A 26,439-nucleotide genomic window follows, 5' to 3' on the forward strand; every position below is an offset into this window, starting at 1 on the left:
GGATCATGATCATTGATTTCATGTTTCGGCGATTGTTCGCCATTGCCTTGGCCGCCGCGATGACGGGGCAGGCATCTCTTGCGTGCGCGCAACAGACGCCAAGCCAAACTGGGCAGGCTTTTCAATTAAACCATGATCTGGCACTTGTTGCGTCGCCGGAAACGCTGGATGCTGCGCGCCTATCCACCACCCTCGACCGTGCCGGTCTTGCTTTCAAGCGCTTTTTTGGGGAACTGCCGGCGGGTCGCGGCCTTATTTTTGACAATACATCCGACCTGTCGAATCCGGATCCCAACGATCCGGAATTTGTCTGGAGCCTGCGCTGGTCGCTTGAAAGCTTTCGCATCGGGCAACAGGCCCCTGAAACAAATTCTGTATCGGAACGCGAGAAGGCAATGGCCCTGCTTGCAGCCATCGATAACCCCGAAGCCTTGAAAAAATTTCTGCTCAGCCAAGCGCAGGCGGGAATGGGCGAGGCTTTTAAAAATCTTTCCGAAGAACAACGCACAGCCCTTGGCGAGACATTGCTGCGATCCTTCAGTTCCCAGCAAGCGCCCATCGTCGCCCGGGCGCGCGCCCTTGTTGAAGGATCGACAGACCAGGATGCGGATGGTGATACAGGTCCGACCAAAAATGCGGAGAAACGCCATGCTATCGCCGCAGAAACACTGGCCCATGAAGTGGGACATAACCTGTTTGGTGTCGTCATTTGGGACGAGGCCCGCCTTGAAACGGCTTCGGCTTATGGCAGTGGAGCCCCGGATTGGCTTGATGAAGCCGCCGCCATCCTTATGGAGGGTGATGTTCTCAATGCGCAGCGTCGCCGGGCGTTCGTCAAGATGATCGAAGACGGTATCGATTTTATTCCCCTCGACACCTTCCTGATCATGCATCATCCGGTCTTGAAAAGGATCGAACGCGAGCACGGAACGCCTGAACCCAACACGCCCTTCAATGTCTCAAATTCGCCCGAGGCAACACCGGACGCCTCATCGAACGAGACCCTTAACTTCTACACCCAAACCCGTGGCTTCATCGATTATCTGCTGGCACGCACCAGCAATGAGCGGGTGTTTCTGGAGATCGCAAGCCATCTAAAGGCGGGCGGGACGATGGCATCGTGGCTGGAGACGGGAGAAACGGCACTGAAAAGCAACCTTCCCACCACAATTGCGGCGCTTGATGTCGATTTCCTTGCCTTTTCCCGTGCCGCTGCCAATCCGGCCCCCAACTGAGCCTCAAGCATACGAAGTCCGCTGTCGCTTTTGAAAGCAGCAGCAGGTTTTTCCAAAATCATGGGTATATGAAACGGCCTTCTGATGGCGGGTGATATGTGGCCCGCCTTCAGATCACCTCGCGGATATCTTCGGTCACAACATGGCCATCAAACAGATTGATGGTGCGTTTGGCATAATCGGCATGGCTTGGGGAATGGGTAACCATGACGATGGTTGCGCCCTCGTCATTCAGCGCCCGCAGCATATCCATCACTTCCTGACCATGGGCGGAATCGAGATTGCCGGTCGGCTCGTCCGCAAGGATCAGATCGGGTTCGGCAACCAACGCCCGGGCAACGGCAACACGCTGCTGCTGGCCACCCGAAAGCTGGCTTGGCATATGCTTGGCGCGGTGCATAATGCCCACCTTTTCCATCACCATATCGGCGCGGGCGCGGCGTTCTTTTGCCGGAATTTTGTGATAAAGCAGCGCCAATTCAACATTCTCGCGCACGCTCAGTTCATCAATCAGATTAAAGCTTTGGAAGATGAAACCGATATGGGCTTTGCGGATATTGGCGAGCTTTCTTTCACCATAGCCGGCAATATCCTCGCCAAGGAAAAAATAATGGCCATAAGTGGGGCTATCGAGCATGCCGATGATATTGAGCAGCGTCGATTTTCCACAGCCCGATGGCCCCATGATGGAGACGAACTCGCCGCGCTCGATGGCGATATCGATCCCATCAAGCGCCAGTGTTTCGATATCAGCGGTCTGATAGGATTTGCTCAGCCCCTGTAGCCGGATCATCGCGCCATTCTGCCTGTCGTCATTCATCTTGCGTCTTTCCTTCCAAAATCAATCCAGCCTTAGGGTCATCTAAAAAGGCGAGGGCCATGCCCCCTTATTGGTCGAATTCCAGCCGGTCCATGTCGGTGAAGCCGGTATAGGGACTGGTCACCACACGCTCGCCCGGCTCAAGCCCCTCAAGCACCTCGATGAAGCGGGCATTGCGGCGGCCAAGCCGGACGCTGCGCTTTATCGCCTGCGTGCTATCCGGCGTCATCACAAACAGCCAATTGCCCCCCGTATCCTGATAGAAGGCACCATTCGGGATCAGCACCGCCTCTGTTGGATCGCCAAGCGAAAGGCGCGTTTGCAGCGTTTGTCCGCGCCTGATATCAGATGGCATATTGCCGCTAAAAACGAGATCGATCTCGAACTGGCCATCGCGCACCTGCGGATAAATTTTGGCGATCGAGAGCAGATAGGTTCTCCCATCGATCTCAACACTGGCGCTTTGGCCGATATCGACACGCGGCAGATAAAATTCATCGATCAAGGCGGAAAGCTTGAAATCCTCGGGGCTATCAATCTGGCCGAGCCGTTCACCCCGCGCCAGCGACTGGCCGATTTCCGCCGTGAAGGCCGTCAGCTTTCCGGCAATCGGTGCCTTGACATCGAGATTATCAAGATTGCGGCGGGCGAAGGCAAGATTGGTTTTGAGCTGCGCCACCGAATTTTCGAGTTGAACCATCTGCGCTTTCTGCAGCCGTTCATCGGTTGTCTGGGCTTCGATGGTCACATCATGGCGGCGTTTCCAATAGCTAAGCTCATCCTCGGTCGCTTCCAGATCCTGCAGGCTCACATGGCCATTGGCCGACAGGTCTTGCCGACGATTGGCCAAACGGGTCAAGCGGATGATCTGATAATCGATCTCCACAAGGCTGCGCTTGTGATCAAGGCGGTTCTGTTCAAGCTGTAGTGCCAACGTATTGAGATTATTGAGCTGTTCGGTCACCTCCGCCTCGCGCGAGATGACATCGAGCTGCAATGACGTATTCGAAAGCCGCACCAGCAGATCGCCAGCCTTCACAGTTGCGCCGTCTTCAACGAAAATTTCCTCCACACGGCCACCTTCTATTGAATCGAGAAACAGGGTGCGCAGGGGCGTCACCCGGCCGCGCACGGGGATAAAATCTTCAAATACCCCGCGGCTGACTGTGGAAATGCTCACGCGCCCCGCATCAAGCCGCAAAGCCCGCCCCGCCTCGGGCATCAGCATCATGGCGGCAAGAATGATCACAATCAGGCCGAAAAGCCCGGCAGCCGCCGGTTTCAACCATTTCGGAAAACGACGCTCGATCTTGCGATCCATGCGAACGCCGCTCTTATCGCCGTGTATCCTGTCAATTTTTTCTGTTTTCATTATCATCGCTGTCGGTCCCCGGGCCGTGTGGTTTATTCCGTGTGGTCTATTCCGTCGGCTTGGTCGCTAACCGGATCACAGCAATTCCCGTGCCAATTAGGGTCCTGACCCTAAAACCCGCCGGAATTGCAATAAAGCGGCCGCCATCAACAAAGGGTATTGTCCGATAGCGGACATAAGCTGTACGAATATGAACAGATTCCCCCACAGATAAGGTGCAGGATGGACGACGCCCGGATCCTGATCATTGATGACGACCCGGATATTGTGACGGCAGCCCGGCTGCTGTTAAAACGCGATTATCGCCATATTGAATCCCTTGATCAGCCAGAGGGCCTGCCCGAACGCCTCGAAGCCGGGCCGCTCGATGTCATCCTGCTCGATATGAATTTCGGTCCCGGTGCCAGTTCGGGGGCGGAGGGGCTGGAGTGGATCGAGCGGATCAGGGCCATCGACCCAGACGTGATCATCATCATGATCACCGCCCATGGCGGGCTGGCAACAGCGGTGGAGGCGATGAAGCGCGGCGCCAATGATTTCATCAGCAAGCCCTGGGCCAATGAACGGCTACTGGCAACCATTGCGAACGCCCTTGCCCTTGCCCGCAGCCGCCGGGAAAGCCTGGCCTTACGCGGCCGCACGGTGGCCCTGATGGAAGATGCCGCCCGTCCTGATCATCAGATCATCGGCGATAGTCCTGAAATGGCGCAGGTTCTAAAGCGCATCACACAGGCCGGACCCACCGACGCCAATGTGCTGCTGCTGGGGGAAAATGGCGTCGGCAAGGAATTGGTTGCCCGCGCTTTGCACCGCGCTTCAAGGCGGGCGGGCGAGGTTTTTCTCTCGGTCGATTGCGGTGCCATCCCCGAAAGCTTGTTTGAAAGCGAGATGTTCGGCCACAAAAAGGGGGCCTTCACCGGCGCCAATGCCGACCGGGTCGGCCGATTTGAAGCGGCATCAGGCGGCACCTTGTTTCTCGATGAGATCGGCAATCTGCCCCTTGGCCAGCAGGCAAAATTGCTGCGGGCGCTGGAAAGCCGCACCATCATGCCGCTGGGCGCACGCCGCAGCGTCTCTATCGATGTCCGTCTGATCAGCGCCACCAATATCCCCCTTGAGGCGCTCGGCGATCCGGCGCGGTTCCGGTCTGATCTTTATTTTCGGCTCAATACCATCGAAATTCATCTGCCGCCGCTGCGGGATCGGCGTCAGGATATTGCCCCACTTGCCCTTCATTATCTCGAAAAAGCCGAACGCCATTATGGCAAGGCGCCAAAGCCGCTGTCCGAGGCGGCGCGCGCGCATCTGATGGCCCATGATTGGCCGGGCAATGTCCGGGCCCTGCGGCATGCGGCTGAACGCGCCGTGATCTTCAGCCAAACAGATCATTATCAACCGCAGGATTTCGCCCTGCCCCATCATCCCCCATCGATGCCGGAGCACCCCGCGCCCGATGATCTCAATCTCGACCGGCTGGAGCGTCAGACAATCAAACAGGCGCTTTTACAGCATGGCTATAATATCTCGCGCGCAGCGAAGGCGCTGGGCCTCACCCGGGCGGCCCTTTACCGGCGGATGGAAAAGCATGGCCTTTAGCCATTTCAGCATCGGCATGATCTTGCGCCTCGTTTTTTTATTGGCGGGGCTATTGCTGATCAGCTTTTCGATTGCCGGGCTTGTGCCCTTGCCATTTGCCATTCCCGGCTCTGGGCTCGCCCTTTTCATGCTGTGGAGCCTGATCGGGCAGATCCGTCAGACGAACGAAGCCCTGGCCCGCTTTCTGGAATCGGTCCGCCATGCCGATTTCACTCAGGGCTTCACGATGCCTGAAAAGGGGGCGGGGTTCGCGGAACTCGGCGCTGCGATGACGGCGCTGATCCGGCATTTTAAAAGCAGCAGGGCAGTGCAGGAGCAGGATATCCGCACGCTTCGGGCGATCATCGATCATGTTCCGGCACCGCTTTTAAAGCTCCGGCCCGATGGATCACTGGTCCTTCTCAATCATGCCGCCCGTCGGCTTTTCGCACCGCAAAGCCCTGTGAAATTGAGCGATCTCGCCCATTTTGGCCCCGATCTTCCGGGGATTTTTACCGATATTGCGCCGGGCGAAAACCGGCTTTTAAGCGTCCGCCTCTCTGATGGCACGGTCAGGCTTGGGCTGAGCGCCGCCGAGATTATCAGCGGCCAGGCGCGGCAACGAATCTATGCCCTGCAAAATCTTTCCGGCGCGCTTGAAGCAACCGAGATCGAGGCATGGCAGCAATTGGTGCAGGTGCTGACCCATGAAATCATGAATTCCCTGACGCCGGTGGCCTCGCTCTCGAAAACCGCTTCGGACCTGCTCGCCCGCGCCGAAACGGATCCGGAAGCCGTTCTGGACGCCCGCGAAGCCGTTGAGACGGTGGCCCGCCGGGCCGGAACACTGATGCAATTTGTTGGCAGCTATCGAAGCCTGACGCGCCTGGCAAAGCCAAAATTGGAAAGCATCGCGCTCCTCGACTTTCTGGATCATCTCGAACGATTGGTCGCCGCCGAATTGGAGCAGCAGCAGATCCACCTTCGCTGCAGCGTCTCGCCCCCTACGCTCAGCCTGCTTGCCGATCGGGCGCAGCTTGAACAGATGCTGATCAATCTGCTGCGAAATGCGATGGAGGCCCTATCCGTAACCAAAGCGCCCACCATCCATATCACGGCACGGATCGGTGTACGGGGCCGGGTGTTGATCACGGTGCGCGACAATGGCCCCGGCATTGGGGACGAGATCAGTGACCGCATCTTCGTCCCTTTTTTCACCACAAAGCGCGGCGGCTCTGGTATCGGCCTCGCCCTCGCCCGCCAGATCATGGCTGGCCATAAAGGCTCGATCGCACTCGAACAGACAACCAACGGCGGCGCAGCCTTCACCTTGCGGTTTTGATGGGGCTGCAACCAAATGAGCGCCCGATCAAAAGCCGGGCTTACAATGCGCTTCGCGCCAATGTCAGTTGCTCAACCTGTGCCAGATGACATATCAATCATAAAAAATCTTGCCGCTTATGGTTGATATATTAATATGAGAATAGCAAGAATAAAGACAATTAGAAGATGGTGACCACAAATGTTTTCATTGCGCTAAGGTCATTAAGCAAAAGGCAAGAAATTGCCGCTTCTGTGAACAGGACGTTTGTGAATTGAAGAGGGCAAAAATAAAAGTCGCCATCATTATAGCGCTATCCCAAAGGGATTTAAGCCATGCCAGACGACAAGAACATAAAGATTTCAAAAATTCTGGCGAAAACGCGCCGTAAGCTTCTCGAAACCGGTACACGAAATCGGCTGATCCATGTCAATCGCACCAACCAGCGGGCAAATTGCCTGAATGTGATCAATGAACGTTCAGACGATATCTATTCGCTTTTGCGGATCGACGCAAAAAAAATGCGTTTTAAGGCGATGGGCAAAGATAAGGGAGAGGGTGATGAGGACATGCACCTTGCCACTCCGGACATCGATCAAGCCGATGACGCCGAGCGCTATACCGATAATTTCATCGAAACGCCCACAGGGCCAGAAGCGCTGGCACGGCGACTGCTCCGCCTCGCCCATGACGCAAAGACTGCCGAAGAAGAGCAAGGTCTCAACATTCTCTATCTGGCCATGGGCTTTCTGCGCTGGCGCGAAAATGCTTCATCAAAAATCCAGCGCGAAGCGCCCCTTATTCTCCTGCCGGTGGAGTTGATCCGAGACGAGCGCACATCGACCTACACTATTCAGTCGCGGGATGACGAAATTACTACCAACCTGCCTTTACAAGAACGCCTGCGGCAGGATTTCGGGATTGTGCTGCCAGAAATCGAAGAAGTCGATAGCTGGCAACCGTCGCACTATTTTTTGCGGGTGATCGAAGCAATATCGACACAACCGGAATGGTCGGTCGACGAAAACGGAATTCAGCTCGGCTTTTTTTCATTTGCAAAGCTTCTGATGCATCGTGATCTAGACCCGACTAACTGGCCTGAAGACGCATTTGCGGAAAACGACCTGCTGACAGGGCTGATGGCAAACGGTTTCGAAGCCGATACGCCGCTCTTTGGGCCTAAGACAAGCTCGACGACCATCTCGATCCAGCGGAAATCATTCAGGTGATCGATGCCGACGCGTCTCAGACCAAAGTGATCGAGGAAGTTCGCCATGGGTCGAGTTTGGTCGTGCAAGGACCACCCGGCACCGGTAAATCGCAAACAATCACCAACATTATCGCAGCAGCAGCGCATGACGGGAAATCCGTACTTTTCGTCGCCGAGAAAATGGCAGCGCTATCGGTGGTACATGACCGTTTGATGAAAGCTGGATTGCGTGACATCTGCCTTGAACTGCATTCCCGCAAGGCCAACAAGAAGGCCTTGGCGCAGGAACTTGGACGCACCTTGTCAGCAAGCGCTCGCGCTCTCCCGGATGCAGCGGACCCCGCCAAATTGCGCCTCACGCGCGACGAATTGAACAAAATCACGGCTCTGCTGCACACGCCTCTCGCACCCTGCAACGACAGCCCTTTTCATGCGATCTCCGAGATCATCGGCTTCATAGGCAAAGGAACGAGGCCGCCCTCCCTTTTGCAAGAAGATCTGGCGGATCTTGATCGCGAAGCACGCAAACAAGCCTTGGCAGCCATTACCGCCTTTGTCGAAGCGCTCAAGGCATCCGGGCCGCCGGAAGCGCACCCGTTCCGGGGAACAAAGGCTCTCGACCTGCAACCCACCGATTTGGCACGGCTCGCAGATGACCTGACCGCGACAGTCGCTGCAATCTCGGAATTACAGCAAGAGGCGGCGCGTATTTCACATATGCTGCATCGGCCGGAACCGGGCAGCCTGTCCGATATACAGGCGCTAAGCGCGGGGCTTGCCGCGCTTGCCGACGCACCCGACGGAACGACAGAAAAAGCGGCAACGCTATTCGTTCTTGTCGGGCAGCCTCGACTGGAGGAGGCCCTGCGCATCGGGGCGGATTGGGCGACCGCACAAGCCGCAGCGGCTGAAAAATTTGCGCCTCCCGCTTGGAAGACCAACCTTGACGGCATGCGACAGATTATCGTTCGCGGGCAGACTTCATTTTTATCAAGGCTATTTGGGCCCTATCGCCGCGTGTCGGTGGAACTGGCGAGTATCTTGTCTGGACCGCTCCCCAAGGATCCGACAGAAAGGCTGGCGCTTCTGGATGAACTGGCAGAAGTCCAGGTTCGACGCCTGCGCCTCGCTGAAGAAGAAGACTGGCTAGAATCCTGCCTTGGTGCCGAATGGCGTGGCGAGCGCACACCTTTTGCCTCGCTTCTCAACATCAGTATATGGCTGGCGCAGATCAAGCGTTCAGGAACGTTTTCCGAAGCTGCATCGATCAAAGAAGCGCTTTTGGCTTTTCCCGATCCGTGTGACATCGCCAAGGCACTTGAAGACCGTGCCAAGACTTGCCGCGCAACCATCGAAACGTCAATAGCGCGGTTGCGATTTGATCTGGAAGAGGCAGAAATCGGCAACAGCATCGAGACCGTGCCGATGGGTGAACTTGCAGCAATCCTTGCAGATATGCAGGCGGATACAGGACGCTATAACGACTGGACAAGGCTCGTACATTCTATTGACTTGGCACGAAGCCGTAATGCCGGTGGAATTATCGATGCGGTGACGGAAGGAACAATCGCACCGGATGACGCAAAGAGCGAATTTACCTATGCCTGTGCCGAAGCGCGATGGAATGCAGCACGGGCCGCACGCCCCGAACTGAACACCCTCTCGCAGCTTGATCGGCACGAACGCGTTCGGCTTTTCCGCAATTTAGAGAAAGGCCATATTAATACCGCCAAGATTCTCATTCTATCGCGCCATTTCGAGCAGATGCCGCGCGGCACCATGGGTGAGATGGGCGTAATCCGACGTGAGATCGGGCGCAAGCGCGGCCACAAACCCATCCGCTGGATGATGAAGAACGCCGGCAGCATGGTGCAGCGCATCAAGCCGGTCATGTTGATGAGCCCGATTTCAGTCGCCCAATTTCTGCCGCCCGGCAGTGTCTCTTTCGATCTTCTGGTTATTGACGAAGCGTCTCAAATTCGTCCTGAGGATGCTCTGGGCGTTGTCGCCCGGGCCAAGCAGATCGTGGTGGTTGGCGATCAGAAACAACTCCCGCCGACATCGTTCTTTGATCGTCTGGTTGATGATACCGAAGAAAGCGATGATGAGGATGAGGATGCTCCAGTTGGCGCCACAGCGGCCGATATGGAGAGCATTCTGTCCTTGTGCGAGGCCAGCGGCCTGCGCTCACGCATGCTCGAATGGCATTATCGTTCCCGCGATCCCTCGCTGATCAGCGTTTCGAATGCCGAATTCTATGACAGCAACCTCGTTCTACCTCCATCGCCGCTACAGCTTGACGCGGATTATGGCCTCAAGTTCCGCCATATTCCCGGCATTTATGTCTCTGGCCGCAGCGGTGCGGGCCGCAAGGGCACCAATCGGATCGAAGCGGAGGCCGTCGCGCAGGCAGTGGCATCACACGCCCGAAATTGGCCCGATCTCTCGCTCGGTGTGGTCGCCTTTTCCAAGGCTCAAGCCAATATGCTAACTGAGGTGCTGGAACTCGAGCGTCGCCGCGATTCAGTGCTTGATGCTTTTCTCCGCGAGGGACGGCATGAAGATGTCTTCGTTAAGAACATCGAGAATGTTCAAGGCGACGAGCGCGACGTGATCCTGATTTCGGTCGGTTATGGCCCGCAGGAGCCAAATGGGCGGCTGAACTCCATGTCGTTTGGCCCGGTGAACGGCGAGGGTGGGGAACGGCGACTGAACGTATTATTTTCCCGCGCGCGAATACGTTGCGAGGTCTTTGCATCCTTTGATCCCGGAGACATTGATCCCACGCGATCCAAGCACGTCGGTCCAAGAATTCTGAAGCGCTTTCTCGATTTTGCCAAAACAGGCAATATGGAAGAACGCGTAGCCACTGGCGCTGAGGCCGATAGCCCGTTTGAAGAGGATGTCGCTGCAGTGATCCGATCTTTGGGCTATCTGGCCGATCCCCAAGTTGGCACGGCGGGGTTTCGGATCGACCTCGGCGTGCGCCATCCTGATCAGCCCGGCCAATATCTGCTGGCGGTCGAGTGCGATGGCGCAACTTATCATTCTGCTTTATGGGCACGCGAACGAGATCGCTTGCGGCAGGATGTTCTTGAAGGTCTCGGTTGGCGTTTCCATCGCATCTGGAGTACCGACTGGTTCCACCACAGATCACGAGAAATCGAACGGCTAGCGGAGGCGCTGGAACGAGCACGCACGGCAGTCGAAAATGGCATCCGGGTGCGCGGGGCAAATCATGAGACTTTTCAAGCTGCGCCAGAGATGCAGCCGGAAATAGAAGGGCCAGTTCCTATCGATCACCGTCCATTGAGGGCACCAGCCTATATGAAAGCCGAGTTTTTTATAAATTCAATGATCGAACCGCACGAGGTACCAGTTGAACAGCTTGCGGATTTAGTCGCAAAAATTGTCGCAATCGAGGGCCCGATCCATATTGATGAGGTAACGCGACGTCTGACTTCAGCTCATGGCAAGTCTCGGGCCGGGAGACGGATTGCTGAGGCGACGAAACATGCGGTCCATCTGGCAATTCAAAGAGATTCAGCGCTCATTCAATCTGAACACTTTCTGCTGACAGATGAACAGGCCAAGAACCCACCCATCCGTGACCGCAGTGCTGAAACCGGCTCCCTCCTCAAAGCCATTTACATATCCCCTCTGGAGATTAAGGCGGCCGCTGAGCGCATATGGTCTGAAAGCGGCGAAATGACGCAGGAACAACTGACCCGGGCTATTGCCCGGCTCTTGGGTTTTCGTCGGGTTGGGAATGAACTCGCAGCAGAGATCAGTAAAGTTGTGAATAATGATACCAATTCACAATAAACTGAGCACAATAATGCTGAAAAAAATTGTCGTCGCAAGGACCGCATCTGCCAAGTCCATAGCGATCAATAACAAACCAAACGAAAATAAAATGGGGGGGAAGCTGGCGGAGAGGAAGGGATTCGAACCCTCGATGAGCTTTTGACCCATACTCCCTTAGCAGGGGAGCGCCTTCGACCACTCGGCCACCTCTCCGCCGCCGGGTTTATTCGTCTCGGCTCTGTCTGTCAACGCCCTAAACGTTTATAGCTGAAAGTTGAGGGCCTAGGATCAGAATCCATTAACCGCATCAGACCAGTGTCTGCATCCGGTCGGATGTTTTAAGGTCGATAATCCGGCTGGCGGGCAAAATGACATCAACCCTGGTGCCCTTGCCCCATATGCTGTGCAATTCCAATCGCCCGCCATGGGCTTCGGTCAGAGCCTTGCACAAAGGAAGGCCAAGGCCGGTACCCTCGGCTTTGCGGGCCAGATGGCCTTCTGCCTGACCAAAAGGCTCCAGCACCTGGGCGAGATCGCGTTCGGCAATGCCGATGCCATGATCCTCAACCGTCAGGACAAACTCGCCCGTCTCCGTAATCTGCATACGGATATAAATGTCTTTGGACTCGCCGGAAAATTTGATGGAATTATTGATCAGATTAACCAGAATCTGTCGCATCAACTGGCCATCGGCATAGATATCAGGCAGGCCAGCCGGGGCATCCAGATGCAGATTGATCCCCCGGCGCATGGCCGTTTCCCGCAGCATTCGCATCACCACCCGCGCCACATCCTCAATATCCACATAATCTTCTTGCAAAACCAGCCGATTGGCTTCCACCTTCGACATATCAAGAATGGCATTGATCACATTGAGCAGATGCTTGCCGCTTTCATTCACATCTTCAATATATTCAGCATATTGGCGCGGTTCGATCCGGCCCAGTGTTTCGGCCCGCATGAAATCGGTAAAGCCGATGATGGCATTGAGCGGCGTGCGCAATTCATGGCTCATATTGGCGAGAAACATGGATTTCGTGCGATTGGCGGTTTCCGCCGCGATCTTGGCCTGTTCCAACTCGGCCGAGCGCATTTTGGCGCGCACCACGCTCATCTGCAGCATCGAAAGCGGCGTGCCGATCCCCGCATAAAGATCGTTTTTTGTAACGATAAACCCTTGGGTGAGGGCGGCGGGCCGCTCATCAAGAATGAACTGACCCAAAAGCTCGATGCTCATGCGGCCATCCACGATCAGGGGGGTGGAATCCATCAGCCGGGTGATCGGCTTCTTCTCGAACAAAGGCCTGCCAAAACGATCCGCCAGTCGCAAGGTCAGTTCATGGCGATTAACAAGGCCCAAGGGCTTCCCATCCTCAACCACGGCAATGGCCAGAAGATCGGTTTCGCCGGAAAAAATTTCATAGACTTCCGCGCATAAGGCATCCGGGCCAACAACCGGGGCGTCCGTCGCCAGCGCTTCAATGATGTCCATAAGCCTCACCAGTTCAAAGGCCGAACCATGTGCTTATCTGCACCTTATGATCAGCAAAAGAGTGCGCAAAGTTGATCACCGCGCCATGACAATTTTATCACAGCGCGGCGATGATGTGTTCACAATCGCGTCAATCCCAAAATTTTCAGGATGACCCCAGCTTTTTTGCGAGGATTTCATTAACCACCGCCGGGTTCGCCTGCCCCCGGCTTTCCTTCATCACCTGCCCCACCAAAAAGCCGATGACCTTGGTTTTCCCGGCTTTATACTGTTCCACCTGCGTGGGATTGGCGGCGATGATCTGATCGGCCATGGCTTCGAGTGCGCCGGTATCCGAGACCTGCTTCAGGCCCTTTTCCTCAACAATCACAAGGGGATCACGGCCAGTAGCAAACATATCTTCCAGCACATCTTTCGCTGCAGAGCCGGAAATGGTGCCATCAAGCACCAAAGCCAGCAAAGCCGCAGAACGCGCCGGATCAATGGGGCATTGGGTGATGTTTTGGCCCGCCTTATTCAGATGGCCATAAAGATCCGACAGCATCCAGTTTGAAGCTTTGGCAGCGATTTTAGCAATCGGCTGCCCGGTTTTGGCCACAAGTTCATCGATCAGCTGCTCAAACCAATCGGCGCTTTCCTTTTCCCCCACAAGGGTTGCGGCATTATGTTCGGCCAGGCCCCATTCATGGGTGAACCGGGCCTTTTTGGCATCGGGTAATTCCGGCAGGCTTTGCCGCGCCGCTTCGATAAAGTCCTCGTCAAATTCCAAAGGCAGCAGATCAGGATCGGGGAAATAGCGATAATCATGCGCATCTTCCTTGGATCGCATGGAGCGCGTTTCCCCCTTATTGGGATCAAACAGCCGGGTTTCCTGATCGATGGTGCCGCCCGCCTCGATAATATCCACCTGCCTTTGGGCTTCATATTCGATCGCCTGCATCACGAAACGCACAGAATTGACATTCTTGATTTCGCAGCGCGTGCCAAAGGGCGCGCCGGGACGACGGACCGAGACATTGACATCGGCGCGCATCGATCCCTGCTCCATATTCCCATCGCAAGAGCCGATATAGCGCAAAAGCGTGCGCAGCTTTTTCAGATAAGCCCCGGCTTCTTCCGGCGTGCGCATATCGGGTTTGGAGACGATTTCCATCAGGGCAACGCCCGACCGATTGAGATCGACCAAAGTCATGCGCGGATGCTGATCATGGATCGATTTTCCCGCATCCTGTTCCAGATGCAGGCGCTCGATCCCGATGGCCTTGCTCGCGCCATTGGCCAGTTCCACATGCACTTCGCCCTCACCCACAATGGGATCGGAAAACTGGCTGATCTGATAGCCCTGAGGCAGATCGGCATAGAAATAATTCTTCCGGTCAAAGCGCGAATAGCGGTTGATCCTGGCACCCAATGCCAGTCCGGTTCGCACCGCCTGGCGCACACACTCGGCATTGATCACCGGCAGCATGCCTGGAAAAGCAGCATCCACCAGGCTCACATTGTCATTCGGCTCCGATCCAAATGTGGTAGAGGCGCCGGAAAACAGCTTGGCTTTCGAAGTCACCTGCGCATGAACCTCAAGACCGACGACGATTTCCCAATCCCCGGTCGCCCCACGGACGATATAGCTTTCAGGGGCGATGCTCATGCGCCTTTCCTCCACCAATCTGCGGGCCGGGCCGTGAATGCCGCAGCCTTTTCCATCACATCGGCAATCTTCAAAACCGTGGCTTCATCAAAAGCCCGGCCCAAAAGCTGCAATCCCAAAGGCAAGCCATCCGCCGACAAAGCCGCCGGGATCGAAATCCCCGGCAATCCCGCCAAAGATGCAGGCACTGTGAACACATCATTCATATACATGGCCAGCGGATCGGGTTTGGACCCAAAGGCAAAAGCCGCGCTGGGTGCTGTGGGGGTAAGGATTGCATCAACCTTTTGCCAGGCATGAGCAAAATCATCGGCAATCAGGGTGCGAAGCTTTTGCGCCTTCAGATAATAGGCATCATAATAGCCCGCAGACAGCACATAAGTGCCCATCAAAATCCGCCGCTTCACCTCGTCGCCAAACCCTTCGGCACGGGTTTTTTCGTAAAGTTCGGTCAGGCCATCCCCCGCTTCAAGCGCAGCACGAAAGCCATAGCGCACGCCATCATAGCGGGCCAGATTGGATGACGCCTCGGCCGGGGCCACGATATAATAAGTAGGCAGGGCGAAATGGGTGTGCGGCAAAGAGATTTCAACGATCTCGGCCCCAGCATCCTTGAGCCAATCCATCGCTTTCTGCCACATGGCATCAATTTCGGACGACATGCCATCCACCCGATATTCCCTGGGAATCCCGATTTTCAAGCCGCGAATATCGCCGCTCAAAGCCGCTTCATAATCGGGAACGGGCGTATTGACGCAGGTGCTGTCTTTTTGATCATAACCCGCCATCGCCCCCAACATGATGGCGCAATCGCGCACCGAACGGGCAATGGGTCCAGCCTGATCAAGGGATGAGGCAAAAGCCACCATCCCAAAGCGCGAACAGCGGCCATAGGTTGGCTTCAAACCTACCGTTCCGGTAAAGGCCGCGGGCTGACGGATCGAACCGCCGGTATCGGTGCCGGTGGCGCAGGGGCTGATACGGGCGGCGACCGCAGCCACTGATCCCCCCGATGATCCGCCGGGTACCGTTTGAACATCGCCTGCTCGCCAAGGGTTTATAACGGAACCGTAATAACTTGTTTCATTGGATGAACCCATCGCGAATTCATCCATATTCACCTTGCCCAGCATCACCGCGCCCGCCTGCCACAAATTGGCGGTTACGGTGCTTTCATAGGTCGGGATGAAGGGATCGAGTATCCGGCTGCCCGCGGTGGTGCGCACACCCTTGGTACAAAACAGATCCTTCACCGCCACCGGGATTCCGGTCATCGGGCTGTGCGTGCCGGCTTTCAGGCTGGCATCGGCGCTTTCGGCCATCGCCAAAGCCCGCTCGGGGGTTTCGGTGATAAAAATATTCAGGCTGCGGGCCTCATCCATCGCCTTCAGGCTGGCCATGGTCAGTTCCTGGGCAGAACATTCGCGGGCGGCGAGCTTATCGCGCGCCTCGGCAATCGAGAGATCGGTCAATTCGGTCATATCATTCAATCACTTTGGGAACGGCAAAAAACCCGAATTCGGCAGCCGGGGCATTGGCCAGAATTTCATCACGCTTGCTGCCATCGGCGATGACATCGTCCCGCCAATAAAGGGCATGATCGACAACACTGGTCATCGGCTTCACCTGATCCGTATCGACAGCGGACAATTGTTCCACCCAACCCAGAATCTGGTTCAATTCGCCCGCCAAAGGGGCCAATCTGTGATCTTCGATGCGAATACGCGCAAGTTTTGCGATTCGCTCTACCGTCGCTTTATCAACCGACATCGTTTTCCGTATCCTGTGGCATTATTTCATCTGAAATCCGCATCGAAGGCACAAAAACACCTTTTGCGGCGGCATTGCGGCGGACGCTACACGCTGATTTCGGCCCGCGCAAGAGAGGCCGCACGTCTTTTCCAGCTTGCACGCAGCACGCTTAAAGGCAACAACAAAGACAAAATCGATCAAAAGGGATCAAAACACATGGCACGTATCTTTTTATATGGCATTGCCATCATCATTGGCCTGCTGATTACCGGCAGTGCTGTGCTTTATGCATTCTGGGATGAAGCCCAGATGTTTGCGCTCTCCAGAATGATCCCCGAGCAAAGTTATTCACAAGCCCCTCAAAGCCCTCAGCCCGATTACAGCCTACCTTCAAGCTGGGCGGCGCGGCCCGGTGCCGATGCCGATGCCCGCGTCACCCCGCAGGGTGTCGCCCTGCCTGATCCCCTGGCCGCCGATGTGTTTTTCATTCATCCCACCACCTATCTGGGCACAGATTATTGGAATGCGCCCATCGATGAACCCTCGGCCACGGCCTCGATCCCTGCTGTTTTAAAGGCCCAGGCCAGCCCCTTTGCGGCGTCCGCCCAAATTTATGCTCCCCGCTATCGCCAAGCGGCTTTTGGGGCTTTTATCGCCGCCAATGCCGATACGGTTTCGGCTTTGATGCTGGCCTATCGCGATATCGATGCGGCCTTTGATGCTTTTCTCGCCATGCGCGGCAGTGATCGGCCTTTCCTGCTCGTTGGCCATAGCCAGGGAGCTTTATTGGGAAGTTTTCTCCTGAAAAACCGGATTGCGGGCACGCCTCTTGCCGAGCGGATGGTGGCGGCCTATCTGCCGGGATGGACCTTTTCACTAACCCATGATCTGGGCGCCCTGCCCGGCATGGGAGCCTGCGAAAATGCCCTTGATACCGGCTGTGTGCTGAGCTGGCAGAGCTTTGGCGAGGCCGGCAATCCAGACTACATGATCAAAGGCTATCAAAATCAGGTGGGCCTTGATGGCCAGTTGAAAGGGCAAAGCCCGATGCTGTGCATCAATCCCATAAGCTGGCAGCCCAATGGGGCCGCGCCGCGTTCGGCGCATCTGGGTTCGGTGCCGCCGGTGTCCCAGCCCGATGCCGCTTTGCCGGCTCCCCTTCCGCAGGCTTTGGCCGCCGAATGCCGGGAAAACGGTTTTTTATATCTCAGCCCCGATCCCGGCGATGCTTTCAACCGCTTTTTGATGCCCGGCAAAAATTATCATGTCTATGATATTCATCTGTTTGCCATGGATATACGCGCCAATGCCCGGGATCGCATCAAGGCCTGGCTTCTAAAACATGCCACCGCCACCGCTTTGCAACCAGGCCCTGCGCAATGAATGAAGCCATCCGCATATTGGTTGGGGGGCTGGGCAAAGGCCAGCGGCTTTTGGGCTTTGATGTGGGCACGAAAACCATCGGCCTGGCCCTGTCTGATCACTCCTTCGTCATCGCCAGCCCCCTCGAGACGATCCGGCGCACAAAATTTACCAAGGATGTGGAGAGCCTGAGGGCCATCATCGCCGCCCATAAAATTGGCGGCTTTGTCATTGGCCTGCCAATCAATATGGATGGGTCAGAAGGCCCGCGTTGCCAAGGCGTGCGGCAATTTGCGCAGAATCTCGAAGACAAGTTTCCTTTGCCCCTGGCCTTTTGGGATGAGCGGCTTTCCAGCGCCGTCGTGGAACGGATGCTGATCGAAGCCGACCGCAGCCGCAAACGCCGGGCGGAACTGGTGGATAAACTGGCCGCCGCCTATATACTACAAGGGGCTTTGGATAGCCTGCATGGCCGAAAATAAATATCAAATATTTAATGTCAATTTATCAAATTTCGTTCCCTTTTTATTAGGGGCAGACCCCACGAACCGTCTTCTCTTTGCCACGTTTCGTAATTTATTAACAATTTACACAATATTTTTAATGGCCAGATGATCTGGCCTTCACGCAAGATCCAAGATCAGGACGATTCTGAAAATGCCCTCTGCCGATGTCCATAAAACCCTGAGAGTTCCGTTCTTCAGTTTTATAGGTAAAATAAGAAAATCCATCGGTTTTCTGGTTCTCCTTGCGCCCCTGATCTTGATTGGCATGGTGGTCCATTGGTCGATCACCGATTCTCGTTCCCAGGCCCGGGCCCAAATCGTTTCTGCCAGCTATAATCTTAGCACCAATATCAGCTATGCCCTGCGTGCGTTGGAGCTTGTGCTCAGCACCGCCGCCAACCAATTATCTGCGCCGGATAAAACCCTTAATATGAAGCCCTTTTTAGAAGAAATTTCCGCGCGCCTGCCGCCGATCAAAACGATCACCATCATCAGCCCCGATGGAATCATCCAAACCGACCTGCGCCCATCCCAGCCCTCTCGCGGCATTTCGGTGGCGGATCGCGATTATTTCAAAGTGCATCTTAATCGGCAAACCCAAGGTTATTACTATTCCCCCCCCATCACCAGCCGCGAAGATGGCAAGATGCAGATCACCATTTCACGCGCTAGCCGGGCCCCCAATGGCACCCTGATCGCAGTGGTGGTGGTGAGCATCGATGATCGGTTTTTCAGGCGCATCACCGGCGATATGGAACAGATGAAAATATACGAAGCCGATATTCTGTATCGGGATGGCAGCCTCGTCTATCCGCTGATCCATTCCAGCCCCGATGAAATGATAACCCCTTTATGGGTGGCGATGCTGGCCGATTTATTGGGCCATGATCAATGGATCGCGAGCCCACGCCTGTCCATTCCCCATTCGGATCTTGATGTCGCCTTGCGTCTGCAGCGGTCGGCTTATCTGTATGCCGCCCTCGACAGATCATGGCCGCCGGTGCTTTTCATTATCCTGATCACCATGGTCTTTGGTTTTTTTGAGCGTTTCCGTCGCCGCGCCCAGGATCGTCATAATAAATCGATCGCAGAAAATATCCGCCTCAATGCCCGCTTGCGCATGCTTTATCATGCCGCCCCCGATGCCATCATCACGGTGGATGGCCAGCAGATCATTATTGAATATAACAAAGTTGCCGAAACTCTGTTTGGCTGGAGCGTGGATGAAGCCATGGGCATGCCCCTGAGCCGGCTTTTACCTGAAAAAGCCCGCGCCGAGCATCATCGGACGGCAGATTATTTCCTCCGAAAAAACAAGCAGGCCCCCTATCAGATGGCGGCCCGCACCGTGAAGGCCCTGCATCGTGATGGGTATGAATTTCATGTCCGGGTGTCGATTGCCACGGTCAAGCTGGAAAATGGCATCGCTGCCACCGCCATCATCCGCGATGTGAATGAGATGGAGCGGATGAACAGCCGCCTCATTGCCCTGTCGCAGGATCTGGAGGCCCAATCGCGCCGGGCGGAAGAAGCCAATCAGGCCAAATCGCAGTTTCTGGCGACCATGAGCCATGAATTGCGCACGCCTTTGAATGCAATCATCGGCTTTTCCGAACTCATCCAGAGGGAAATTTATGGTCCGATTTCGCATCAGCGCTATGAAGGCTATATTTCCGATATCCGCCATAGCGGCGAACATCTTTTGTCCCTGATCAATGATGTGCTCGATCTCGCCCGCCTTGAAAGTGGGGAATCAGCCCTTGAATTTGAAAGCGTCCCCACCCGGATGGCCATAGGCCAGGCGATCAAACAGGTGCGCGGATTGAGTAAAAGCCAGGGCCTGCGGCTCAGAGCCCGGGTGCCGCGCAATATTGCGCCCATACATGGCAATCGCCGCGCCATGCATCAGATTATGCTCAATCTGCTCTCCAATGCGATTAAATTCACCCCGGCGGGGGGGCGAATTTTAGTCTCGGCAGCCCAAACAGCAGATGGCAAGATCAGATTGATCGTTGATGATGAGGGCTGCGGCATACCGGCCGATAAAATCAATATCCTTGGCCAGCCCTTCCGCAGCCTTTCAGGCAATAGCCATCATGCCAATGAAACAGGCATGGGCCTTGGCCTTGCGATCAGCATGCGCCTGAGCCGGGAAATGGGCGGCAGCCTTGAAATCAGAAGCATCGAAGGCGCGGGCACCAAGGTCATCATTCATCTCATCGCCCTATCCGATAGCCAGGCCATCAAAGACAGGGCCACGCCAGATCATGAGAAGGCCCCTGATGATGGCCCCGGCCGGATCGCGATTTAGGCGATCCCGATCAGCTTATGGGTTTGCAGGCTGATCCGCCATTGGGGATGCCCCATGCAATAGTCCGCCGCCGCCTTCATATGCGCGGCTTGTTGGGGGCAATCCATCGGCTGCAGGAAAAAATGCCGGAAATCGAGATCGGCATAGCGATCCGGCATTCCGCCCTTTTGGGGATAAACCAGCTTCAATTCATCGCCCCGGCGCAAAAGCAGCTCGGCATCCGCCTTGGGGCTGACACAAACCCAATCGATCCCATCGGGGGGCAGCAAAGTGCCATTGGTTTCCACCGCAATTTCAAACCCCGCCTGATGCAGGGCATCGATCAGGGGCGGATCCATCTGCAATAAAGGCTCCCCCCCTGTGCACACCACCAAGGGCCGCACGCCGGGCAGCACCCCATGGGGCCAATGCAAAGCCACCTGCTGCGCCAGATCCTGCGCGTTTTTGAATTTGCCACCGCCCGGCCCATCAGTGCCCACGAAATCGGTATCGCAAAAACGGCAGATGGCCGCATCCCGGTCGGCTTCCCGGCCCGACCATAAATTACACCCGGCAAAGCGGCAAAAAACCGCCGCCCGGCCCGCATTTGCCCCCTCGCCTTGCAGGGTATAGAAAATTTCTTTTACGCTATAGGTCATGATGCCTTGTAGCGCGTGGGGTCGGCGATCCCCGCTGCCGCAAACCCTTCGCGGCGCAAAAAACAGGCATCGCACGCCCCGCAGGCGCGTCCATATTCATCGGGATCATAGCAGCTTGTGGTTTGCGCATAATCCACATCAAGCCTTGTGCCGGCGGCCACAATCTCAGCCTTTGACATATGAAGCAGCGGAGTGCGGATTTCAATCCGCGCGGTGCCCGAACGCCCCAGCACGGTTGCCAGATTGGCCATGGTCTCATAGGCCTTGATATAATCGGGACGGCAATCGGGATAGCCGGAAAAATCCACCGCATTCACCCCGATGAAGATATGCCGGGCTTCGCGCACCTCGGCAAAGGCCAGGGCATAAGACAGGAAAATCGTATTGCGGGCAGGCACATAGGTGATGGGAATGCCCGCATCCCGGTCACTATCAGTTCGCCCCTTGGGCACATCGATATCGGCGGTGAGGGCACTGCCGCCAAACAGCGCCAGATCGATATGGGCCACTTTATGCTCAACCACATCAAGGCTTTTGGCCACCCGGTCGGCTGCCTGCAATTCCGCCTTATGGCGCTGGCCATAATCAAATGACAAGGCATGAAGGGCAAAGCCATCGGCGCGCGCCATCGCCCCCACGGTTGCGGAATCAAGGCCACCCGAAAGCAGCAGAATGGCCGGGGTGCCCGGCGATGAAGAACCTTTTGTCATGGGTCTGGTCATTATCCCATGCCGGCAGCGCGATCAAGCGGCATTGCCACCGGCATGGGTCCTCACCATAAAAGGCGAGATCATCCGTGCTTAAAAACGTCCAACAAGGGTAAAGCGCGCATTGATCGGTTCCCCGGTGGAAATATTGGTATTGCTATGAGCATCGGAGAAATAATCTTCATCCAGAAGATTTTCCACATTGATCTGAAGGCTGAGATGATCGCTCAATGCATAATAAATGGCGGCATCCACACGGATGAAATCCGGCACTTTCACCGAATTATCTTCGCGAACGAAATAGCTGTCTTGATATGTTGCCCCCACACCGAAGCTGAATTTATCCGAAACCCTGATATCATTCCAAAGGGAGAGCATGTTTTCAGGGGTTTGCCGGGTTTTATTGCCATCATTGCCCCCGCCATCAACCTGCCTGACCTCACCATCCAGATAACTATAGCCTGCAGCCACAGTCCACCATCCGGTGAGCTTGCCATTCAGCTGCAGTTCAAAGCCTTGGGTTTGCGACCCTTCAACCACGATCAACTGCCCCTGATCATCGGGATCAACCGAGGTAAAGCTTGATCTATCGAGATCAAACAGGGCGGCGGTGAGGCTGAGATCAGGCCGAAAATCCCATTTCAAGCCAATTTCGGTATTCTTGAAAGATTGCGGGCGGGTGCTTTCATCATCAAGATTAAGCGTCAGGAACTGATCCCCCGAACGCGGCAAAAAGGTTTCGCTATAGCTGGCATAGGCCGAAATATTCTCGGCAGGCTTTAAAATAGCGCCCAAACGCGGGGTGAATTTCTCATCCACCCGCGAGAAATTGCCCCCCAGCCCATCTCCATCATTCTGCTCGATGATATCCAAAACCTCGATATCAAAACGATCAAAGCGCACACCCCCCACCAGCTTCAGCCAGTTGGTCACATCGATCTGATCCTGCAGATATACGGACGCAAATTGAACCTGCGATTCCCGATCCCGCACAAGATTGGAGAAAGAAAAGGCGGGAATATCAAGGGGATCGGTAAAGGCAATGGTGATCTGATCATCGCCATTGGCCTCGAAAACAGTGTCGTTCCGTGAATTGGCCGTGTCCTGATCGCCAAATTCACCACCAAAAAGAACCGTATGGCCGAAAGGCCCGGTTTTAAATTCACTGACCAGATTGGCCTGAATGATCAGATTTTGTCGATCGGTGGAATCCTGATAGCCATCCAGTTCGACCTCAAGGGGCGATCCGCTGCCAATCGCGATCCCGCTGTTTGCGAAGATATTCTGATAAAGCTTGTCATAATCGGCAAATTGCACGGTCAGATTTCCCCGCAGGGAATCGGTGAAGGTATGATCGATCCGAGTTTTGGCGATATGCGCTTCCAATGTGGTGAGATTGTCATCCGGTGAGCCGAAAAAGGTTTTATCAAAGCCCTTCAATGGCACATCCGGTCCGTTTTCAACGATTTGCGACGTGACCCCGCGATCAACCACCCGCTCATCATCGACATATTCATAAGACAACAAAACATTCGTATCCGGCGTGGCCTTGAAAGCAAAAGTCGGGTTGACGGCAAAGCGCTCACCGCCAAAAAAATCCCGGTGATTATTGAGGTCTTCATAAAAGCCATTCAGGCGAAAAGCCGCATCTTCATGCACCGCCATATTCAAATCGCCGGACACATTATAAGAGCCGAATGTATCGATGCTTGAAGAAAAGCCACCGAACTGTTCGCCAAATACGGGCTTTTTGGTGACCCGGTTCACCACGCCACCGCCGCCGCCACGCCCAAAAAGAAGGGCATTTGCGCCCCGCAGAATTTCCACGCGCTCCAGATTATAAAGAGGCCGAAAATACTGCACATCATCGCGCACGCCATCGATAAAGAAATCCGCCGTCGTCTCGACACCGCGAATGATGATGGCGTCGCGATGCCCTTCACCCTGCCCAATGGATAAACCCGGCGTATAGCGCAAAACATCGCCCAGATTGGTAAAAGATTGCTTCTCGATCTGTTCGGAGGAAATGATCGACAGGCTTTGAGGAATATCGAGGATCGGGGTCGGTGTCTTTACAGAATCCAGCTTGTCGAGCGAGAGATATTTGCCGCTGACAACGATCTCTTCAATCTGGCGATCCGCCTCTTCAGCCATGGCCACGCCGCCCTGCAAAAGCGCAAGAAGGCTAACCGCTTTGAAAACGCGATAAGCTGGAAGCTGACGGTGGACTGACATAAAGAAGGCCTCTCTGATTTTGCGAATAATTATTAACTGCATTATTCAGAATGAGAGTGCGTGTCAATCACAAATTTGGCCGCATGGAATGAAATTCTGATCAATTTTAAAAAAGCCCTGAGGGCCCTGATCTTGCCTGTGAACGCAGATCCCTTGCAAATTGTGGCAGGGGGATTAAAGTTTGCGCCACGAATTCTTTCGGGGACTATAAAAAGGGATCAATGCAATGAAAATCAAAACACTCCTGCTGGCAAGCTGCTGCGCCTTTGCGCTGGCAGCCTGTGGCAATCAAAATGACAGTGAAACGAGCCAAAATAAGGCAGAAAGCGCGCAAACGACCGCCGCCAACAGTCCCGAATTGGGGGCATGGGGGGTGGAGCTTGATGCCCGCGATACCGCCACCGACCCGGGTGATAATTTCTTCCACTATGCCAATGGCACTTGGCTTCAAAATTTTGAAATCCCTGCCGATAAAACCAGCTATGGGGCCTTTACCGTGCTGCGTGATCGTTCGGAAGAGCGGGTGAAAACCATCATCGAGGATTTGGCCGACGAAAGCTTTGAACCCGGCAGCATCGAGCAGAAAATCAGCGATTATTATGCAAGCTATATGGATGTGGATGCCGTGAATGCATCGGGTATTGCGCCCTTGCAGCCTTTGCTTGATGAAATTTCCGCCATCGATAGCCGCGATGCATTGATCACCATGTTTGGCCGCGCCGGTCGCGAAGGTCTCGATAGCCCCATCGGCAGCGGCATCGGCATCGATCGCGTTGATCCTGATCGCTATATGGTCAATGTCAGCCAAAGTGGTCTCACTTTGCCGGATCGCGATTATTATCTGGCCGATGATGAACGCTTCAAAACCGTGCGCACCGCCTATGAGGGCTTTATCGCCCAGATGCTGACATTCACCGGGGCGAATGACCCCGAAACAGCAGCGAAGGACATTCTGGCCCTTGAAACCGAAATCGCCACCCATCACTGGCCACGGACCGAACTGCGCAATCGCGATAAAACCTATAATGTTTATACCCTCGCCAAGCTGGAAGAAGAGTTTCCGGGCATGGGATGGGATGGTTTCTTTGCCGCTGCGGGCACGCCTGAGATTCAGGAACTCAATGTCACCACCCCCAGCGCCCTTACCCCGCTGATCAAGCTGATCGATGAAACATCCCTTGAAACATGGAAAGCCTGGCTGCGTTTCAAGGCCATTCAAAGCCATGCCAATCTGCTGTCTGCCGAGATCGACGACGCCAATTTTGAATTTTTCGGCAAGGTGTTGTCGGGCCAACAGGAACAGCGCCCACGCTGGAGCCGGGGTGTCAATCTGGTGGGCGGTCGCGGTGGCCTCGGTGAAGCCATCGGCCAGGTTTATGTCGAACGCCATTTCCCCGAAGATTCAAAGACCAAGATGGTCGAACTCGTGGAAAATCTGCGCGAAGCCTATCGTCGCCGGATTGAAGCCATCGATTGGATGGGCGAAGATACCAAAAAAGAAGCCTTTGCCAAGCTCGCCTCGTTCAATCCCAAGATCGGCTATCCCGATCAATGGCTCGATTTCAGCGATCTGACCATCGTGCCGGGCGATCTCTTTGCTAATTCCAAAGCTGTCTCCCACTTCTTCTATGATGATCAGATTGATCGTCTGGATGAAAAAACAGACAAAAGCCGCTGGTTCATGACCCCGCAAACTGTGAATGCCTATTATAATTCCTCATGGAATGAAATCGTCTTCCCGGCGGCCATCCTGCAGCCCCCCTTCTTTGATCCCAATGCCGATCCGGCTGTGAATTATGGCGGCATTGGCGGGGTGATCGGCCATGAAATGGGCCATGGCTTTGATGATCAGGGCTCGAAATCCGATGCCAATGGCATTCAGCGCAATTGGTGGACCGATGAAGATCGGGCCAATTTCGAAGCCCGCACCAAATCTTTAGGCGCGCAATATGATGGCTATGAGCCCATCGAAGGCCAATTCGTCAATGGCTCTCTCACCATGGGGGAAAATATCGGCGATCTGGGCGGCCTTTCGGTGGCCTATGAAGCCTATAAGATCGCCACGGAAGGTGTAGATGTGCCGGTGATTGATGGGCTGACCGGCGATCAGCGCTTTTTCCTGGGCTGGGCGCAGGTTTGGCGGGCGAAGGATCGCGAAGAAGCGATGCTCCGCCGGATCAAATCCGATCCCCATTCACCGGCTGAATTCCGGGTCAATGGCGTGGTGCGGAATATGGATGCCTGGTATCAGGCCTTTGATGTTCAGCCCGATGATGCCCTTTATCTGCCACCCGAAGAACGCGTGAGCATCTGGTAAAGGCACCCGCGCCACAAATATCGTCATCCCGGGCGGAGACCCGGGATCCATCTTTGCCACGCGCGAGCTCTGCACGAGATGGACCCCTGTGTGTTGGGGCTGTGATATGATGGGTGCGGGCGGGAGATCGT

Annotated in this window: 18 protein-coding genes and 1 tRNA gene; 9 read left to right on the forward strand and 10 right to left on the reverse strand. The window is 55.2% G+C overall.

What is annotated here, in order from left to right; translation table 11 throughout:
• Positions 1-5: 5 nt before the first annotated feature.
• Entirely contained in the window at positions 6-1,235 is a 1,230-nt protein-coding gene (locus AQ1_RS10105) for a hypothetical protein (RefSeq protein ID WP_042086863.1), read from the forward strand.
• Positions 1,236-1,344: 109 nt separating this feature from the next.
• Here AQ1_RS10105 and AQ1_RS10110 read toward each other — a convergent pair whose 3' ends face one another.
• Both AQ1_RS10110 and AQ1_RS10115 read right to left on the reverse strand, forming a co-directional pair.
• On the reverse strand, positions 1,345-2,028 hold the full coding sequence (locus AQ1_RS10110; protein ID WP_042086865.1) for an ABC transporter ATP-binding protein: 684 nt from the start codon (positions 2,026-2,028) through the stop codon (positions 1,345-1,347).
• A 94-nt stretch (positions 2,029-2,122) separates the two neighbouring features.
• Complete coding sequence (locus AQ1_RS10115; RefSeq protein WP_081837265.1) at positions 2,123-3,376, reverse strand: efflux RND transporter periplasmic adaptor subunit; 1,254 nt, start codon at positions 3,374-3,376, stop codon at positions 2,123-2,125.
• 273 nt (positions 3,377-3,649) lie between these two features.
• Between AQ1_RS10115 and AQ1_RS10120 the strand changes: the two genes are divergently transcribed.
• From AQ1_RS10120 to AQ1_RS10130, 4 genes are all read left to right on the forward strand, one after another.
• A complete protein-coding gene (locus tag AQ1_RS10120) occupies positions 3,650-5,023 on the forward strand; it encodes a sigma-54-dependent transcriptional regulator (protein ID WP_042086868.1) in 1,374 nt (457 codons plus the stop codon).
• Positions 5,013-6,344: a sensor histidine kinase gene (locus AQ1_RS10125; protein ID WP_042086869.1), complete on the forward strand. Its 1,332-nt coding sequence runs from the start codon at positions 5,013-5,015 to the stop codon at positions 6,342-6,344. Before AQ1_RS10120 ends, AQ1_RS10125 begins: the two co-directional genes overlap by 11 nt.
• Positions 6,345-6,658: 314 nt before the next feature.
• Positions 6,659-7,552, forward strand: coding sequence for a DUF4011 domain-containing protein (locus AQ1_RS15480; protein WP_313981988.1), 894 nt, complete (start codon positions 6,659-6,661; stop codon positions 7,550-7,552).
• Positions 7,549-11,358 carry a DUF3320 domain-containing protein gene (locus AQ1_RS10130; protein ID WP_313981990.1) on the forward strand — a complete coding sequence of 1,270 codons (3,810 nt, stop codon included), beginning with the start codon at positions 7,549-7,551 and terminating at the stop codon, positions 11,356-11,358. Before AQ1_RS15480 ends, AQ1_RS10130 begins: the two co-directional genes overlap by 4 nt.
• A 104-nt stretch (positions 11,359-11,462) precedes the next feature.
• On the opposite strand, the gene AQ1_RS10135 is transcribed toward AQ1_RS10130, so the two are convergent.
• The 5 genes from AQ1_RS10135 to gatC all read right to left on the reverse strand — a co-directional run bounded on the left by AQ1_RS10135 (position 11,463) and on the right by gatC (position 16,250).
• Positions 11,463-11,553, reverse strand: a tRNA-Ser gene (locus AQ1_RS10135).
• A 94-nt stretch (positions 11,554-11,647) separates the two neighbouring features.
• Positions 11,648-12,832 (reverse strand): ATP-binding protein, encoded by a 1,185-nt coding sequence (locus AQ1_RS10140; protein ID WP_042086873.1) that lies wholly within the window; start codon positions 12,830-12,832, stop codon positions 11,648-11,650.
• 145 nt (positions 12,833-12,977) lie between these two features.
• Entirely contained in the window at positions 12,978-14,480 is a 1,503-nt protein-coding gene (gene gatB / locus AQ1_RS10145; protein ID WP_042086875.1) for an Asp-tRNA(Asn)/Glu-tRNA(Gln) amidotransferase subunit GatB, read from the reverse strand.
• Complete coding sequence (gene gatA, locus AQ1_RS10150) at positions 14,477-15,961, reverse strand: Asp-tRNA(Asn)/Glu-tRNA(Gln) amidotransferase subunit GatA (protein ID WP_042086877.1); 1,485 nt, start codon at positions 15,959-15,961, stop codon at positions 14,477-14,479. The genes gatB and gatA overlap by 4 nt, the downstream gene beginning before the upstream one ends.
• A gap of 1 nt (position 15,962) precedes the next feature.
• Positions 15,963-16,250, reverse strand: coding sequence for an Asp-tRNA(Asn)/Glu-tRNA(Gln) amidotransferase subunit GatC (gene gatC, locus AQ1_RS10155; RefSeq protein WP_042086880.1), 288 nt, complete (start codon positions 16,248-16,250; stop codon positions 15,963-15,965).
• A gap of 198 nt (positions 16,251-16,448) precedes the next feature.
• Between gatC and AQ1_RS10160 the strand changes: the two genes are divergently transcribed.
• The 3 genes from AQ1_RS10160 to AQ1_RS14610 all read left to right on the forward strand — a co-directional run bounded on the left by AQ1_RS10160 (position 16,449) and on the right by AQ1_RS14610 (position 20,411).
• A complete protein-coding gene (locus tag AQ1_RS10160; RefSeq protein ID WP_042086904.1) occupies positions 16,449-17,615 on the forward strand; it encodes a DUF3089 domain-containing protein in 1,167 nt (388 codons plus the stop codon).
• Complete coding sequence (gene ruvX, locus AQ1_RS10165) at positions 17,612-18,076, forward strand: Holliday junction resolvase RuvX (protein WP_042086882.1); 465 nt, start codon at positions 17,612-17,614, stop codon at positions 18,074-18,076. The genes AQ1_RS10160 and ruvX overlap by 4 nt, the downstream gene beginning before the upstream one ends.
• 175 nt (positions 18,077-18,251) lie before the next feature.
• Positions 18,252-20,411, forward strand: coding sequence for an ATP-binding protein (locus AQ1_RS14610; RefSeq protein WP_081837267.1), 2,160 nt, complete (start codon positions 18,252-18,254; stop codon positions 20,409-20,411).
• On the opposite strand, the gene queE is transcribed toward AQ1_RS14610, so the two are convergent.
• The 3 genes from queE to AQ1_RS10185 all read right to left on the reverse strand — a co-directional run bounded on the left by queE (position 20,408) and on the right by AQ1_RS10185 (position 23,991).
• Positions 20,408-21,049: a 7-carboxy-7-deazaguanine synthase gene (gene queE / locus AQ1_RS10175; protein WP_042086884.1), complete on the reverse strand. Its 642-nt coding sequence runs from the start codon at positions 21,047-21,049 to the stop codon at positions 20,408-20,410. The two genes, AQ1_RS14610 and queE, sit on opposite strands and share 4 nt — an antisense overlap.
• Positions 21,046-21,759 carry a 7-cyano-7-deazaguanine synthase QueC gene (gene queC, locus AQ1_RS10180; RefSeq protein ID WP_042086886.1) on the reverse strand — a complete coding sequence of 238 codons (714 nt, stop codon included), beginning with the start codon at positions 21,757-21,759 and terminating at the stop codon, positions 21,046-21,048. Before queC ends, queE begins: the two co-directional genes overlap by 4 nt.
• Before the next feature lie 90 nt (positions 21,760-21,849).
• On the reverse strand, positions 21,850-23,991 hold the full coding sequence (locus tag AQ1_RS10185) for a TonB-dependent receptor (protein WP_042086888.1): 2,142 nt from the start codon (positions 23,989-23,991) through the stop codon (positions 21,850-21,852).
• 226 nt (positions 23,992-24,217) lie between these two features.
• Here AQ1_RS10185 and AQ1_RS10190 point away from each other — a divergent pair, with 226 nt between their 5' ends.
• Complete coding sequence (locus tag AQ1_RS10190) at positions 24,218-26,308, forward strand: M13 family metallopeptidase (protein WP_042086891.1); 2,091 nt, start codon at positions 24,218-24,220, stop codon at positions 26,306-26,308.
• Positions 26,309-26,439: the final 131 nt, after the last annotated feature.

This window comes from Iodidimonas nitroreducens (genome assembly GCA_000710935.1).
In the GTDB taxonomy this organism is placed as follows: Bacteria; Pseudomonadota; Alphaproteobacteria; order Sphingomonadales; family Rhodothalassiaceae; genus Iodidimonas; species Iodidimonas nitroreducens.